The sequence below is a fragment of the Streptomyces sp. NPDC037271 genome (assembly GCF_055603605.1).
In genome coordinates this window covers 49,001-64,895 of record NZ_JBVJVN010000033.1, presented here as the reverse complement: position 1 = coordinate 64,895, position 15,895 = coordinate 49,001, and the positions used below count along the sequence as shown (strand labels likewise).

The following is a 15,895-nucleotide window of genomic DNA, read 5'->3' as shown; positions in this document are numbered from 1 at the left end:
TCACCTCTTTCGAGATGTGGGGGTCGCACCCCCCCCCCCCCCACCCCCCCTCCCCCCCCCCCCCCCCCCCCCCCCACCCCTCGGGGCGGTCGGTACGGGAAGCCGTACCGGTGGTGAGCTACTGCGGGGTCATCCGGCCGACCATGTCCGGGTACTCCTTCAGCCAGGCCGCCACGGCTTCCTCCTCCTGGCCCTGGCCGCGGTTCTTGATCTCCGCCTCCAGGCTGCCGAGCTCGTCCTCGCTCATGTGGAAGCCCTTGATCCACTCGGTGAGCTGCGGGTACTGCTCGGGGAACGCCTTGCTGGAGATGGTGCGGATGGTGTTGCCCTCACCGAAGGCCTTCTTGGGGTCCTTCAGCTTGGTCAGCTCGTACTCGCTGTACGCCCAGTGCGGCGACCAGAGCGTGACCGCGACCGGCTCCTTCTTGGCGAGGGCGCGCTTGAGCTCGGCCAGCATCGCCGGTGTGGAGCCGTCGACGACCTCGTACTCGTCCTCCAGGCCGTAGCCCGGCATGACCTCGTTCTTGAGCAGCTGCATCTCACCGGTGCCGGGCTCGATGCCGATGATCTTCCCGTCGAAGAGGTCGGCCTTGCCCTTGAGGTCCGCGAGTGACTTGACGTCCTTCACGTACGAGGGGACGGCGATCTCCAGGGAGGTCGGTTCGTACCAGGTGCCCAGGTCGGTGAGGTTGTTCTTGTTCTTCTCCCAGTAGTTGCTCTGGGCGTAGGGCAGCCAGGCGTCGAAGTTGAGGTCGAGGTCGCCGGAGGCCAGTCCGGTGTAGACCGGTCCGACGTCCATCTGCTTCAGGTTCAGCTCGTAGCCGCGCCGCTCCAGGACGTTCTTCCACAGGTGGGTGACGGCGACGCACTCGTCCCAGGGGAACCAGGCGACGTCCAGCGGGCGCTTGGCCTCGGCCGGGGTGGCGCCGGTGCCGCCCTGGACCGGGGCGAGCTTGTCCACGAGGCCCGGGTTGGCCTTCAGCCAGGTGCGGACGGCGTCCTGCTGGTTGCCCTTGCCGGCCGTGTTGATCTCGGCCTCGAGGCTGGTGAGCTGCTTCTCGGTCATCGAGAAGTCCTTGAGCCACTTGGCGACGGTGGGGTTGTCGCCGCCGAAGCCCTTGCGGGACAGCGTGTGCACGCCGTCGCCGGCGCCCCAGGCGCCCTTGGGGTCCTCGAGCTTCTTCAGGTCGAAGTCGTTGTACGCCCAGTGCGGGGACCAGAGCGTGACGACGATCGGTTCCTTCTTGCTCATCGCCCGCTTCAGCTCGGCCAGCATCGCCGGGGTGGAGCTGTCGACGACCTTGTACTCCTTGTCCAGGCCGTACTCCCCCAGGACCTTGCTCTTCAGCAGGGCCATCTCGCCGGCGCTGGACTCGATGCCGGTGATCTTCCCGTTGAACAGGCCGGCCTTGCCCTTGAGGTCCGCCAGCGAGTCGACGTCCTCCATGTAGGCGGGGACGGTCAGCTCCAGCGAGGTCTCGTCGTACCAGGAGCCGAGGTCGTCGAGGCGGTCGCCGTACTGCTTCCAGTACTGCTCGTGGGTGGTCGGCAGCCAGGAGTTGGTGACGATGTCGATGTCGCCCTGCGCCAGGGAGGTGTAGAGCGGCCCGGCGTCGAACTGCTTGGCCTCCACCTCGTAGCCGCGCTGTTCGAGGATCTCCTTCCACAGGAAGGTGGAGGCGATGCCCTCGTCCCAGGGGACGTAGCCGAGGCTGACCTTCTTGCCCTGGCCGACGTTCTTGCCGTCGGCGACGCTCTCGGAGTCGTCGGCACCGCCGAAGACGCCCATGCCGCCGGCGACCAGGCCGAGGATCACGAGGCCGATGACGGCGACCTGGGGCTGGGGGCGGTAGGACCAGATCTTCAGGCCCTTGGCGGCGCGGGCCTTGGCGGCGGCGCGGCGGCCCAGCGGCGAGACGTGGGTGCCCAGCGCGCTGGTCATGCGGTCCAGGTAGATCGCCAGGATCACGATGGCGAGACCGGCCTCGGCGCCGAGGCCGACGTTGAGCTGGCCGATGGACTCCATGACGTCGCCGCCGAGGCCGCCGGTGCCGACCATGCCGGCGATCGCGGCCATGGACAGGCCGAGCATGATGACCTGGTTGACGCCCGCCATCACCGTGGGCAGCGCGAGCGGGAGCTGGACGCGCAGCAGGGTGTTGCGCGGGGTGGTGCCGAAGGCCTCGGCGGCCTCGACCAGTTCCTTGTCGACCTGGCGGATGCCCAGCTCGGTCATGCGCACGCCGGGGGCGAGCGCGAAGATCAGGGTGGCCACGATGCCCGGGGCGGAGCCGGTGCCGAAGAACAGGATCGCCGGGATGAGGTAGATCATCGCGGGCAGCGTCTGCATGAAGTCCAGGACCGGCCGGACGAACGCGCTCACCCGGTCGGAGCGGGCCGCCCAGATGCCCACCGGCACCGAGACGACCAGGGCGATGATCGTGGCGACCAGCAGGAGCGCCAGGGTCACCATCGAGTTCTCCCACAGACCGAGGGACTCGATGAAGGCGAACCCCGCGAAGGAGAGGACACCGGCGAGGGCGCCGCGCAGCCAGAAGGCCACCACGGCGAAGATGCCGGCGAGCAGCAGCGGCTCGGGGGCCTGGAGGACGGCGTTGATGCCGTCGTAGGCGCCGGTGAAGACGCTCTTGAAGAAGGTGAAGAGCCAGGAGACGTTGTCGAGCAGCCAGTCGACGGTGCTGTTGACCCAGTCACCGAGGGGGATTCTAGGCACGGGACATCACCTTCTCGCCGCCCTTGTCCCGCGGGCTGTCGCAGACGCCGAGGACCGTGTCCTCGTCGTCGCCGAGGAAGCCGACGAGCCGCCGGGCCGGGACGACGCCGACCAGCCGCCGGTCGGTGTCGAGCACCGCCACCGAGTGGGTCACCCGGGCGCTGATCGCGCACAGCTCCGCGAACGTCGTGTCGGGCGTCGCGGTCTCGCAGCCGCAGTCGGCCTCGTCGCCGCGCACCTCCGTCTCCATGACAGAGCCCGCGGTGAGCACGCGGGAGCGGTCGACGTCGCGGGTGAAGGAGGCGACGTAGTCGTTGGCGGGGCGTATCAGGATGTCCTGCGCGGTGCCTATCTGCACGATCCGGCCGTCGCGCATCACGGCGATGCGGTCGCCCAGGCGCATGGCCTCGTTGAGGTCGTGGGTGATGAAGACGATGGTCTTCTTCAGGGTCTTCTGCAGGTCCAGCAGCTGGTCCTGCATGTCCCGGCGGATCAGCGGGTCGAGGGCGCTGAAGGACTCGTCCATCAGCAGCAGGTCGGCGTCCGTGGCGAGCGCGCGGGCCAGGCCGACGCGCTGCTGCATGCCGCCGGACAGCTCGTCGGGCCAGGACTTCTCCCAGCCGGCCAGGCCGCACAGGGCGAGCGCCTCGTCGGCGCGGCGTTCGCGCTCGGCGCGGGGCACGCCCTGCACTTCAAGACCGTAGGCGGCGTTGTCCCGGACACTGCGGTGCGGGAACAGCGCGAAGTGCTGGAAGACCATGCTGATCTGCTTGGAGCGGACCTCGCGCAGTCCGCGGTCGCTGAGCTCGGTCAGATCCTGTCCCCCGAAGCGGACGCGCCCGGCGGTCGGTTCCGACAGACCGTTGAGCATGCGCAGGAGCGTGGACTTGCCGGACCCGGACAGGCCCATGACCACGAAGATCTCGCCGGGCTCCACGGTGAAGGACGCGTCGATGACGGCGGCCGTGGTGCCGTCGGCGCGCAGTTCCTCCCGGTCGGCTCCCTGGCGCAGTCGTTCGACTGCCTGGTCCGGTTTTTTGCCGAAGACCTTGTACAGGTTTTCGGCCTCTAGCCTGGCTGACACGCTTACCTCTTGGATCGGGGGCAGGGACAGGGACGTGAAGACTCGTGACGCAGCTCGGTGAAACGACTCGGTGCGACGACTCGGTGGAACGACTCGTCGAGCGACCCGGTGTTGCGACTCAGCGTTACGAAGACTCGCTAACAGTTGAATGCATCAACCAGCTTCGGCCCGGAAGCGCGCCTGCCCTGATCACCCCGACCCAAACACAAGAGTGACCCAGTTCACACACCCTCCCTCATCCGTCCATGTGACCTGCGGCATGATGCGAGGCGTGACCGGACGACTGATGCTTCTCGACACCGCCTCCCTCTACTTCCGCGCCTACTTCGGCGTGCCGGACTCCGTGAAGGCCCCTGACGGAACGCCGGTGAACGCCGTCCGCGGACTCCTCGACTTCATCGACCGCCTGGTGAAGGACCACCGGCCCGACCACCTGGTCGCCTGCATGGACGCCGACTGGCGCCCGCGGTGGCGGGTGGAGCTGATCCCCACCTACAAGGCGCACCGCGTCGCCGAGGAGACCCCCGAGGGCCCGGACACCGAGGAGGTACCCGACACGCTCTCGCCCCAGGTGCCGGTCATCGAGGCCGTCCTCGACGCCCTCGGCATCGCCCGCGTCGGCGTGGCCGGGTACGAGGCGGACGACGTCATCGGCACGTACACGGCGCGGGCGACCGGCCCGGTCGACATCGTCACCGGCGACCGGGACCTCTACCAGCTCGTCGACGACGCCCGCGGGGTGCGCGTGCTCTACCCGGTCAAGGGCGTCGGCACGCTCCACCTCACGGACGAGGCCGCACTGCGCGAGAAGTACGGCGTCGACGGCCGCGGGTACGCCGATCTGGCACTGCTGCGGGGAGACCCGAGCGACGGCCTGCCGGGCGTGGCGGGCATCGGCGAGAAGACGGCGGCCAAGCTGCTCGCCGAGTTCGGGGACCTGGCCGGGATCCAGGCGGCCGTCGACGACCCGAAGGCGAAGCTGACGCCCTCGCAGCGCAGGCGGCTGACCGAGGCCCGCCCGTATCTCGCGGTCGCCCCGAAGGTCGTCCGGGTCGCCGACGACGTGCCGCTGCCGGACGTCGCCACGGCGCTGCCCCACGCCCCGCGCGACGCGGCGGCGCTGGACGGACTGGCGGCCCGCTGGGGCCTGGGCGGATCACTGGAGCGACTGCTCACGACCCTCACCGCCTGAACCGGCCCGGCCGCACATCGCCGGGCGGGCGGTGCCCGCCCGGCGCTTCGGCACGCCGACGAGGGGAAGCCGTACTCTGCGCGACCCTGCGCGCGGGGGCCGGGGGTCCTCCCCTCCATGACGCGACAGGACGGGCGGGGATGCTAACTTAGGTATACCTAACTCAGGGAGCCCTCACGCAGGGAGCAGGGAGGCCGTCATGGCAGACCGTCCGGGACGCAAGCCGCGCAAGCCGCACAGCGCACAGGTCGTCCGCACCGAGCGGTTGACCCCGCACATGCAGCGCGTGGTGCTCGGCGGCGAGGGTCTCTCCGCATTCTCGGCGGACACCTGCACCGACCACTACGTGAAGCTGCTGTTCCCCGCCGGGGGCGCCACCTATCCCGAGCCCTTCGACATGGAGCGGATCCGCGCGGAGTTCCCGCGCGACCAGTGGCCGGTGACCAGGACGTACACGGTGCGCCACTGGGACGCCGAGCACCGCGAGCTGACGCTGGACTTCGTCATCCACGGCGACGAGGGTCTGGCCGGCCCCTGGGCGAGGCGCGTCCAGCCGGGCGAGACCGTCCGCTTCCTGGGCCCCGGCGGCGCCTACGCCCCCGACCCCGCCGCCGACTGGCACCTGCTCGCCGGTGACGAGAGCGCGCTGCCCGCGATCGCCCGGTCCCTGGAGGCGCTGCCCGACGGCGCCCGCGCCTTCGCCTTCATCGAGGTCGCGAGCGCCCAGGAGGAGCAGAAGATCGATTCCGACGCGGAGGTCGTCTGGCTGCACCGCGGCGACCGTCCGGTCGGCCGGGCCCTGATCGAGGCCCTGCGCGGCCTGGACTTCCCCGAAGGCCGGGTACACGCCTTCGTGCACGGCGAGGCGGCCTGCGTGAAGGAACTGCGGCGGCTGCTCCGGGTGGAGCGCGGGATCGCCCGCGAGGACCTCTCCATCTCCGGCTACTGGCGCCTCGGCCACAACGAGGACGGCTGGCAGGCCTCGAAGCAGGAGTGGAACGCACGCATCGAGGCGGAACAGGAAGGCGCCGCCCCCGCCGCGTAGCGCGGCGCGGCCGCCGGCTCGGACGGCACTCCGCCGCGCCCGGACGAGCGGGGCCCGGCCCCGCGTGTCCGCACGCAGCGTCACGACGCCGTGGGGCCCCTCCGCAGGGCCGCACGCTCGCCGGGCGTAGAGCGAGCCGGCGTTCGAGCGAGCCGGCGTTGGAGCAAGCCGGCGTCCCCGTCCCCGCCACACACGCCCAGCCCAGCCCGGCACCCGCGCCGCGGCAACCGCGCCTCGTCGGCCGTCCGTGCGGCGCGGTCGCCTCGCTCATCACGCCCGGTACGGCGCCACCCGTACCCGGTGTCCCGCCCACACCTGTGCGGTGCGCGTCCCGCGAAGCCGGCCCGCGCCTCAGTCCCCGCGCACCCGGGCGTGCAGGTGCATGTCGTGCCAGCCGTCGGAGTGGAGCAGGGCGCTGCGCTTCGTGCCCTCCAGGGCGAACCCGGTCTTCCCGGCGACCCGGCAGGAGGCCTCGTTGGCGACGGAGTGGGTGAGTTCCAGGCGCTGGAAGCCGATCTCGTCCAGGGCCCAGTGGGCGAGCGCGTTCGTGGCACGGGCGGCGACGCCCCGGCCCCGGGCCGCCGCTGTCGTCCAGTAGGCGACCTCGGCCACCCCGTCGCCGAGCAGCACCTGACGCAGGGCCACCCGGCCGAGCAGCCGGTCGTCGCCCGCGTCGGCCACGGCCCACTGGACGTCCCGCTCGTCGGTCCAGCCCCGCTGCCACTCGGTGATCCAGCCGCGCACCTCCTCCTCGGAGTCGGCGGCGCGGATGTGCCACTGGTGCATCACCGGGTCCTGGAAGGCCGCGTGCACGGCGGGCGCGTCGTCGGTGCGCCACGGGCGCAGTACCAGCCCGTCTCCGGTGGGGAGCGTGGGCTGCGGGGTGCGGGAGAGGGTGCCCGCGGCGAGGACCGGGCGCGTCAGATAGGGCATGGACGCATCCTGCCAACGGACCGGCCGGCGGCCCAGTGGTTTTCCCGGCGCCGGTCCGTCCTCGTACGCTGGCAGGCGATGAGACGCCGTACTCCTCCCCCGCCCTCACCCCTCCCGCAACGCGACGGCATCGACGCGGTCCGGGTGCGGCTGCCCGCGGCCGGGGGGCCGTGGTCCACGGTGCGCGCACACCTGAGGGAGCGGCTGTCCGGGGCGGGTGCCGGCGTCGTCGACGGCATGTTCGACGCCGGGCTGTTCGTCGGGGCGGACGGGCGGGCGGTGCCGTCGGATGCGCCGTACGAACCGGGGATGTTCGTGTGGTTCCACCGCGAACTGCCCGTCGAGGTGCCGGTGCCCTTCCCCCTGGAGGTCGTGTACCGCGACGAGCACATCGTCGTCGCCGACAAACCGCACTTCCTGGCCACCACCCCGCGCGGCGGCCACGTCACCGAGACCGCGCTCGCCCGGCTCCGCCGGGAGCTGGGCGTCCCGGCGCTCGCCGCCGCGCACCGCCTCGACCGGCTCACCGCCGGACTGGTCCTGTTCACGGTGCGCCCCGAGGAGCGCGGCGCGTACCAGGGTCTGTTCCGCGACCGGCGGGTGCGCAAGGAGTACGAGGCCGTCGCCCCCCACGACCCCGCCCTCGCCCTGCCCCGGACCGTACGCAGCCGGATCCTCAAGGAACGCGGCGTGCTGGCCGCCCGGGAGACCGAGGGCGAGCCGAACGCCGTGAGCCGCGTCGAGCTGATCGGACACCGCCCCGGCCCGGACCTCGGACTGGGCCGGTACCGGCTGGTGCCCGCCACCGGCCAGACCCACCAGCTGCGCGTCCACATGACCGCGCTCGGCATGCCGATCCTCGGCGACCCCCTCTACCCGGTGGTGACCGCCCCGGTGCCGGCCGGCGACTTCCGGCGCCCGCTGCAACTGCTCGCGCGGGAGCTGGGGTTCACCGATCCGGTCACGGGGCGGGAGCACCGCTTCCGCAGCGGGCGGTCCCTGGACGCCTGGGTGGCGTACGAGGACTGGGCCGGCCGTCAGTAGCCGCGCCACCAGAGCAGGAAGCGCTGCCAGGCACCGCGGGGACGGGGCTGCTCCGGTCCCGGTACCCGCTGGGGCTCCGCGGCCGTCACCGACACGGGCTCCGGCGGGGAGACCGGGACCTGCGGCTCGGGCCGGCTCTCCGGTCGCGGAATGCCGACGTGCCAGGCGGTGCGCTGCGCCGGGGCCGGGGCGTGGCTCGGCTGCTGCCTGATGTCCTGCTGCGCCCTGGGCTCGAACCGCACCGGCAGCTCCACCAGGTGCCGCGACGCGATCGACGACCGCCACCGCAGTTCGTCCTCGTCGCAGTCGAGCTGGACGTCCGGCAGCCGCATCAGCAGCGCGTCGATCCCGGCGTCGGCGATGGCCCGCCCGATGTCCTGGCCGGGGCACTCGTGCGGGCCGCCGCCGAAGGCGAGGTGGGCGCGGTTGCCCTCCATGCTCGCGGTCAGGTCGGGGCGGATGCGCGGATCGACGTTGCCCGGTGCGATGCCGAGCAGCAGCCCGTCGCCGGCCCGGATGCGCTGTCCGCCCAGTTCCGTCTCCTGCTTGGCGAAGTAGGCGAAGACGCTGCTGAACGGCGGCTCGTCCCACAGGGACTGCTCGACCGCCTCGGGCACAGTCATCTGGCCGCCGCTGAGCTGGGCGCGGAAGCCAGGGTCGGTGAGGACCACGCGCAGCACGTTGCTGATGAGGTTGACGGTCGCCTCGTAGGCGGCGATGAGGACCACCCGCAGGTGCTCCCTGACCTCGTCGTCGGTGAGCGCGGCCGGGTGGGTGACGAGGCGGCCGGCGATGTCGTCCTCGGGCTTGGCCCGGCGGGCGGTGGCGAGGCGGCTCAGGGCGTCCATGACGTAGGCGTGGCTGGCGTTGGCCGTCTCGGTGCCCTTGAGCATGTCGCGGGCGGCCTCCACCATCCGGTCGTTGTACTCGTCCGGCATGCCGAGGAGATGGCACATCACGCCCATCGGCAGGTGCTCGGCGAACTGGCTGACGAGGTCGGCGCGGCCCGCCTCGCAGAACCGGTTGACGTGGCGCTGGGTGTACCGCTTGATGTGGCGGCGCAGTTCCCGGTAGTCGATGTCGGCCATGGCACTGGTGACCGCGCCGCGCAGCCGCTTGTGCTCCTCGCCCTCGGCGTGGGAGCAGATGGGCTGCCAGGCGATGTGCGGCATGAGCGGGTGGTCCGGTTCGACCATGCCCTCGTTGAGCGGCGTCCAGATACGGCTGTCGCGGCAGAACTGGGCGGGCGTGCTCACCATGTGCAGGTTCTCGGCGTGCCCGAGGACCACCCACACCGGTACGTCGTCGTGGAGCAGCGCCGGCGCCACCGGACCGTGCTGCTCGCGCAGCTTCTCGTACAGCTCTTCCAGGTCGTCCGCCTCGTGCAGCCGGTGCAGTCCGCCCGGTCCGAGGCCGTGCGCGGGGCAGCCGGGAGGTGGTTCGAGCAGGGGGTCGCCCGTTCCGGTCAGGGAATGGCGTTCAGGCGTCACAGTGTCGCTCCGCAACAGAAGTGTGGGACAGGGGGTGGGCCGGCCGCGCCGGGTCAGGTGAGCGCGCCCTTCGAGGCGATGGAGTGCAGGAAGCGCATCAGCGTCATCAGGACGTCCCGGCTCGAGGCCCGGCGCCGCACGTCGCAGTCGAGGATGGGGATCTCCTCGGGCAGGTCGAGCGCGGTCCGCAGCTCCGCGACGGGGTAGCGGGGCGCGTCGGGGAAGGTGTTGACGGCGACGACGAAGGGCACGCCGCGCTCCTCCAGCCGCCCCATGACGTCGAAGCTGACCTCGAGGCGGCGGGTGTCGACGAGTACCACCGCGCCGAGTGCGCCCTCGAACAGGCCGTTCCACAGGAACCAGAAGCGCTCCTGGCCGGGCGTGCCGAAGAGGTACAGCACCAGTTGGTCGGTGATGCTGATGCGGCCGAAGTCCATGGCGACCGTGGTGGCCGTCTTGGAGGCGGAACCGAAGTTGTCGTCGACCCCGATACCGGCCTGGGTCATCGTCTCCTCGGTGGTCAGCGGTCTGATCTCGCTGACCGAGCCGACCATGGTGGTCTTGCCGACTCCGAAGCCGCCCACGATGACGATCTTCACGGCGGCCTCGGCCGTGTGCGGCAGCCGGTCCTCCGTCCGCGGGCCCGGGATCGTGTCAGAGTTTTTGAAGTCCATGCATCACCGCTTCGAGGAGGGTTCGGTCGGCGACCTTCTGGCGGACGATCGGGGCGCGGGCCTGCACCAGTTCCGTCGCCAGCAGGTCGGTGAGCAGTACGGTCACCACGCTGAACGGCAGGCTCAGGTAGGCCGACAGCTCGGCTACGGACAGGGGTGCGACGCACAGCCGCAGCAGGGCCGCCTGTTCCGGCGTGGCGGACACCGGCGGGTCGGCGCGGGCCACGATCAGGGTGACCAGGTCGATGTCGGCGCGCTCGCCGCCGCCGTCCCCGCCGATGACGAACAGCCGCTCGGGGTTGGGGGTTCCGTCGTCCTTGGCGGGCTGTGCGGCACGGGTCGACGCGGCGGACGGCTCCTGCCCTGGAGATCGCCTCTGGCGCTGGGGAGGCGTCATACGGTCTGCCCGTTGCGCCGGGCCGGACTGGTGAGGTGGGGGCCGATCCGGGCGACCAGGTCGGCCATGCTGAGGCCCATCCGGCCGGGCTCGCAGCGGACGTCGGAGAGCACGGCGAGGTAGGCGTTGGGGCCGGCGGCCATCAGGTAGAAGTAGCCGCCGTTCATCTCGATGAGGACCATCTTCATCGCGCCGTCGCTGGTCGGGATCTCCTGGCTGACGGCGCTCGCCAGGCTCTGCAGGCCCGCGCAGGCCGCGGCGACCCGGTCGGCGGCGTCGGGGTCACCGGAGTAGCGGGCGATGCGCAGGCCGTCGGCGGAGAGCACCACGATCATCTCGATGCCCGGGACGCCGTCGTAGAGGTCCTGGAGCATCCAGTCGAACTTGCCTTGCTGCTCGATCACTTGAGGTTCCCCTCGTCGTCTGCCGGGGCGTGGGCCGGCTCGTTGCTGCTGGACTGCTGGTGGGCCCGGGTGCTGCCCGGGTGCTGCTTGAGGCCCTCCCAGAAGGCGCCGATGAAGTGCCCCGGCGGGAGCCCTTCGTCCTTCTTCGGCCCGGGTTCCGGGTCCGCGGCCACCGGGAAGCCGTTGCGGGCGCGCTCGGCGGCCCGGCGGGCCTCGCGCTCGGCCTCCTCCCGCTCCCAGATCGCCTGTTCGGCGAGGCGCTGGCTGATCGGCATCTTGACCCGGCTGCGGCGCTGCGGGAGTCCGCCCGCCGTCCACTCGGTCACCTCGGGAACGTCGTCCTCCAGGGAGACCGTGTCCGGGATGCGGGGGCTGGTGGGACGGCGCTTCTTGGGCGTGCGCTCGGGTCCGGGGAGGGCGTCCGGGCCCGGCTGGGGGATCGACGCCGCGCCGATGCCGTGGGCGAGTCCGACTCCCGGCTCGGTGGTCATCATCTTGCTGGGCACGATGAGGATGGCCCGGACGCCGCCGTACGCGGAGGCACGCAGCGACACGTCCATGCCGTACTGCGTGCACAGCCGGCCCACCACGGACAGGCCGAGACGCGGGTGCTGGGCGAGGTCCTGCACGTCGGTGCCGCGCTTGGCGTGCTCCAGCAGCCCCTCGATGCGGGCGCGGGACTCCTCGCTGAGGCTGACGCCGGCGTCCTCGATCTCGATGCAGACACCGCTCTGCACCTCGGTCGCGGTGACGTGGACCTTGGCTCCCGGCGGCGAGTACCGGGTGGCGTTGTCGAGGAGCTCCGCCGCGGCGTGGATGACCGGCTCGACCGCGGTGCCCTTGATGTTGACCTTGGCGATGGAGGCCAGGTTGATCCGGCGGTACTGGAGGATGCGGGACATGGCGCCGCGCAGCACGCTGTAGAGCGCCACCGGCTTGGGCCACTGGCGTCCGGGCCGGCCGCCGCCGATGACGGAGATCGAGTCGGCGAGGCGGCCGATCAGGGCGGTGCCGTGGTCGATGCGCAGGAGGTCGTCGAAGACCTCGGGGTTGCGTCCGTGGTCCTCCTCCATCTCGCGGAGTTCCTTGTTCTGCTGGTGGACGATCGCCTGGACGCGGCGGGCGATGTCGACGAAGGAACGCTCGGCGGATTCCCGCATGGAGTCCTGGTGGTCGACGATGTCGCAGATCATGCGGATCATCCGGCGCTGGGGCTCGCCGAGTTGGGTGTACGAGGGGTCGACCTCGCCGAGCCGGCGCATCACCTCTTCGGGCGTGCTCCCCCGGCGCATGAAGTCCAGGATGTTGGGCAGGACTTCGCCGCCGAGCCAGACCATCTCCTCGTGGTGGCTCGCGGCCCGGCGTTCCAGATACGCGCTGTGACGGGCGTGCTCGGCGCGCAGGACCCGAAGCGCACGGCCGCGGCGTGCCGTCTCGGCCGCCGCGGCGATCACCAGCAGTGTGGCGATCGCACCGCACAGGCCGACGGCGAGCCGGGCCGGTTCCGCCACCACGGCGACGGCGGCCCCGGTGACCGCGGCCATCAGTATCGCCGGCATCAACAGGGTGCGCGCGTAGGGAAGTTCGCGGCGACCTGGAGGGGAATCAACACTCACCATGTAGGCCCTCTGGAAACGAATCGACTGGGATGGGGGAGCTTGCGGCGGGGTATCTCTGGGAGTTGTCGGGAGCTTCGGCGCATGGGGGAACAAGCGCGCGATTCCACCTCAACTCGGTGCGCTGCGGGCGAGCTTAGTCCGAGCGGATCATCGCCATGTCATATTCAGCAAGCACCTGAAACGGGCACCGGGACTGGAGTACCCTCGAACCCATTTACACGTTCGGGAGTCATTCGAACGCATAGAGTGATGACGAATGATGGTACGAAAATCACTCACCGTGATGAGGGAAAGAGGCCCAGAGGGCACCTCGGAACGCACAGAGGCCCGGCGGGATCCCGCCGGGCCTCTGAGATGCGGGGTCTGGCTAGCCCACGGACGAGTAGGCGACCACTCCGCGCAGCAGTTCGTCGACCGCCTTGCGCGCGTTCTTCGGAACCGTCGAGCCCGCGGCGGCCGCGGCTGCCGAGATCTGGCCGAGGACGTCGATGACCTGCTTGCACCAGCGCACGAAGTCACCGGCGGGCATCTCCACCTCGCGCAGCACCTCGTCGAGGCCCTTGCCGGACGCCCACATGTACGCCGCCCAGGCGAAGCCGAGGTCGGGCTCGCGCTGGCCGACGCCCTCGGTCTGGCTGATCCGGAAGTCCTCCTCCAGGGCGTCGAGACGGCCCCAGATGCGGACCGTCTCACCGAGCGCCGCCTTGACCTTGCCGGAGGGCAGCTTCGGCGCCATCGCGTCGTCGGCGGCCCGGGACTCGTAGACCAGCGCGGAGACGCAGGCGGCGAGCTCGGCCGGGGAAAGGCCCTCCCAGACGCCCTCGCGCAGGCACTCGCTGGCGAGCAGGTCCAGCTCACCGTAGAGCCGGGCGAGGCGCTTGCCGTGCTCGGTGACCTCGTCGCCGCGCAGGTAGTCCAGCTCGGTCAGCAGCGCCACGATCCGGTCGAAGGTCCGGGCGATGGTGTTCGTCCGGCCCTCGATCCGGCGCTCAAGCTGGGACGTGTCGCGCAGCAGCCGGTGGTAGCGCTCGGCCCAGCGGGCGTGGTCCTCGCGGTCGTCGCAGCCGTGGCAGGGGTGGGCTCGGATGTCCTTGCGCAGCCGGGCGATCTCCCGGTCGTCGGCTGCCTGGGAACGCTTCTTGCGGGCGCGCTCCGGCGGGATGTGCCCGGCCTTGGTGCGCAGCGCGGAGGCGAGGTCGCGGCGGGACTGGGGCGAGCGCGGGTTGAAGGCCTTCGGGATGCGCATGCGCTCCAGCGCCTCGACCGGAACCGGAAAGTCCATCGACGCCAGCCGCTTGACCTGCCGCTCGGCGGTCAGCACCAGCGGGCGGGGCCCGTCGTGGTGCTCGAAGCCGCGGTGGCCGTTGGACCGCCCGGCGGGCAGTCCCGGGTCCAGCACCAGGGCGAGGCCGGCGTACTTGCCCGTCGGCACGTGGATGACGTCGCCCGGCTTCAGCTTCTCCAGCGCCACGGCGGCCTCGGCGCGCCGCTGGCTGGCGCCCTGCCGGGCCAGCTCGGTCTCCCGGTCCTTCAGCTCGCGGCGCAGTCGCGCGTACTCCTCGAAGTCTCCGAGGTGGCAGGTCATGGAGGCCTTGTAACCCTCGAGCCCCTCCTCGTTGCGCTGCACCTGCCGGGATATGCCGACGACCGACTTGTCCGCCTGGAACTGCGCGAAGGAGGTCTCCAGCAGCTCCCGGGAGCGGTGCCGGCCGAACTGCTCGACCAGGTTGACCGCCATGTTGTACGACGGCTTGAAGCTGGAGCGCAGCGGGTACGTGCGCGTGCCGGCCAGTCCCGCGAGGTGCTCGGGGTTCATGCCGCGCTGCCACAGCACGACGGCGTGGCCCTCGACGTCGATGCCGCGCCGGCCGGCCCGGCCGGTGAGCTGGGTGTACTCACCGGGCGTGATGTCGGCGTGCTGCTCGCCGTTCCACTTGACGAGCTTCTCCAGCACCACCGAGCGGGCGGGCATGTTGATACCGAGGGCGAGGGTCTCGGTCGCGAAGACGGCCTTGACCAGCCCGCGTACGAACAGCTCCTCGACGACCTCCTTGAACGTCGGCAGCATGCCCGCGTGATGGGCGGCGATGCCGCGCTCCAGCCCCTCCAGCCACTCGTAGTAGCCCAGGACGTGCAGGTCCTCGGTGGGGATGGAGGCCGTGCGCTCCTCGACCAGGGAACGCACCCGTTCCCGCGCGTTCTCGTCGTTGAGCCTGAGCCCGGCGTACAGGCACTGCTGGACCGCCGCCTCGCAGGCGGCACGGCTGAAGATAAAGGTGATCGCGGGCAGCAGCCCCTCGGAGTCGAGCCGCTCGATGACCTCGGGCCGGCCCGGTGTCCAGACACGGGAGCGCTGTCTGCGCTCGCGCTCCCGGTCGGCCTCCTTCATGGCACGGCCGCGCCTGCGGTCCTGGTAGGACGGGCGGCTCGCCTCCAGGCGCGCCATGCGCGTCAGGTCCGGGTTGACGGCCTTCCGGTGCCCCTCCCCCTCCTCGAACAGGTCGTACATCCGGCGCCCGGCCAGCACGTGCTGGAACAGCGGCACGGGCCGGTGCTCGGAGACGATCACCTGGGTGTCACCGCGCACGGTGTCGAGCCAGTCACCGAACTCCTCCGCGTTCGACACGGTCGCCGACAGTGACACCAGGGTCACCGATTCGGGGAGGTGGATGATCACCTCCTCCCACACGGCGCCGCGGAAGCGGTCGGAGAGGTAGTGCACCTCGTCCATGACCACGTGACCGAGGCCGAGGAGGGTCTGGGAGCCGGCGTAGAGCATGTTCCGCAGGACCTCGGTGGTCATCACGACCACCGGGGCGTCGGAGTTCACGCTGTTGTCGCCGGTGAGCAGGCCCACCCTGTCCGTGCCGTAGCGGCGGCACAGGTCGGCGTACTTCTGGTTCGACAGCGCCTTGATGGGTGTCGTGTAGAAGCACTTCCTGCCCTGCTGGAGGGCGAGGTGGACGGCGAACTCGCCGACGATCGTCTTGCCGGAACCGGTGGGCGCGGCCACCAGCACACCCTTGCCCGCCTCGAGCGCCTGGCAGGCCTCGATCTGGAAGGGGTCGAGGCCGAAGTCGTACATCTCGCGGAAGGAGGCGAGCGCGGTGGCCTGCTCGGCAGCGCGCCGGCGTGCTGCCGCGTACCGCTCGGCCGGTGAGAGATCCTCTGTCATCGTGCTTTCGAGCGTACCCGGCCGCGCTGACAACAGGACGATCATTATCGGGATCGGCCCCGTGGGGGCTCCGTGAGGGCGTGCGCGGGGCGGCGACGCGTGCC

Annotated in this window: 12 protein-coding genes; 3 read left to right on the top strand and 9 right to left on the bottom strand. The window is 71.2% G+C overall.

Annotated features, from left to right (window positions below):
• Positions 1-118 precede the first annotated feature (118 nt).
• Positions 119-2,734 carry an ABC transporter permease/substrate binding protein gene (locus ACZ7G3_RS33665; RefSeq protein ID WP_470930285.1) on the bottom strand — a complete coding sequence of 872 codons (2,616 nt, stop codon included), beginning with the start codon at positions 2,732-2,734 and terminating at the stop codon, positions 119-121.
• Positions 2,727-3,818 carry a quaternary amine ABC transporter ATP-binding protein gene (locus ACZ7G3_RS33660; RefSeq protein ID WP_426602430.1) on the bottom strand — a complete coding sequence of 364 codons (1,092 nt, stop codon included), beginning with the start codon at positions 3,816-3,818 and terminating at the stop codon, positions 2,727-2,729. The genes ACZ7G3_RS33665 and ACZ7G3_RS33660 overlap by 8 nt, the downstream gene beginning before the upstream one ends.
• 286 nt (positions 3,819-4,104) lie before the next feature.
• On the opposite strand from ACZ7G3_RS33660, the gene ACZ7G3_RS33655 reads away from it, so the two are divergent.
• Together ACZ7G3_RS33655 and ACZ7G3_RS33650 are read left to right on the top strand one after the other, a co-directional pair.
• On the top strand, positions 4,105-5,010 hold the full coding sequence (locus ACZ7G3_RS33655; RefSeq protein WP_426602442.1) for a 5'-3' exonuclease: 906 nt from the start codon (positions 4,105-4,107) through the stop codon (positions 5,008-5,010).
• A gap of 199 nt (positions 5,011-5,209) precedes the next feature.
• Entirely contained in the window at positions 5,210-6,055 is an 846-nt protein-coding gene (locus ACZ7G3_RS33650) for a siderophore-interacting protein (protein WP_470930283.1), read from the top strand.
• 351 nt (positions 6,056-6,406) lie between these two features.
• On the opposite strand, the gene ACZ7G3_RS33645 is transcribed toward ACZ7G3_RS33650, so the two are convergent.
• Positions 6,407-6,988: a GNAT family N-acetyltransferase gene (locus ACZ7G3_RS33645; protein ID WP_470930281.1), complete on the bottom strand. Its 582-nt coding sequence runs from the start codon at positions 6,986-6,988 to the stop codon at positions 6,407-6,409.
• Between the two features lie 78 nt (positions 6,989-7,066).
• On the opposite strand from ACZ7G3_RS33645, the gene ACZ7G3_RS33640 reads away from it, so the two are divergent.
• A complete protein-coding gene (locus tag ACZ7G3_RS33640; RefSeq protein ID WP_470930279.1) occupies positions 7,067-8,032 on the top strand; it encodes an RluA family pseudouridine synthase in 966 nt (321 codons plus the stop codon).
• Here ACZ7G3_RS33640 and ACZ7G3_RS33635 read toward each other — a convergent pair.
• The 6 genes from ACZ7G3_RS33635 to ACZ7G3_RS33610 all read right to left on the bottom strand — a co-directional run bounded on the left by ACZ7G3_RS33635 (position 8,026) and on the right by ACZ7G3_RS33610 (position 15,836).
• The gene (locus tag ACZ7G3_RS33635) at positions 8,026-9,522 is read right to left on the bottom strand and encodes a cytochrome P450 (RefSeq protein WP_470930277.1); all 1,497 of its coding nucleotides are present in this window, start codon (positions 9,520-9,522) and stop codon (positions 8,026-8,028) included. The two genes, ACZ7G3_RS33640 and ACZ7G3_RS33635, sit on opposite strands and share 7 nt — an antisense overlap.
• 53 nt (positions 9,523-9,575) lie before the next feature.
• On the bottom strand, positions 9,576-10,196 hold the full coding sequence (locus ACZ7G3_RS33630; protein WP_426518638.1) for a GTP-binding protein: 621 nt from the start codon (positions 10,194-10,196) through the stop codon (positions 9,576-9,578).
• Positions 10,177-10,593 carry a DUF742 domain-containing protein gene (locus tag ACZ7G3_RS33625; RefSeq protein WP_426602425.1) on the bottom strand — a complete coding sequence of 139 codons (417 nt, stop codon included), beginning with the start codon at positions 10,591-10,593 and terminating at the stop codon, positions 10,177-10,179. The genes ACZ7G3_RS33630 and ACZ7G3_RS33625 overlap by 20 nt, the downstream gene beginning before the upstream one ends.
• A complete protein-coding gene (locus ACZ7G3_RS33620) occupies positions 10,590-10,967 on the bottom strand; it encodes a roadblock/LC7 domain-containing protein (RefSeq protein WP_383528034.1) in 378 nt (125 codons plus the stop codon). Before ACZ7G3_RS33620 ends, ACZ7G3_RS33625 begins: the two co-directional genes overlap by 4 nt.
• 26 nt (positions 10,968-10,993) lie before the next feature.
• Positions 10,994-12,616: a sensor histidine kinase gene (locus ACZ7G3_RS33615; RefSeq protein WP_470930275.1), complete on the bottom strand. Its 1,623-nt coding sequence runs from the start codon at positions 12,614-12,616 to the stop codon at positions 10,994-10,996.
• 367 nt (positions 12,617-12,983) lie between these two features.
• A complete protein-coding gene (locus tag ACZ7G3_RS33610) occupies positions 12,984-15,836 on the bottom strand; it encodes a DEAD/DEAH box helicase (protein WP_470930273.1) in 2,853 nt (950 codons plus the stop codon).
• Between the last annotated feature and the right edge of the window lie 59 nt (positions 15,837-15,895).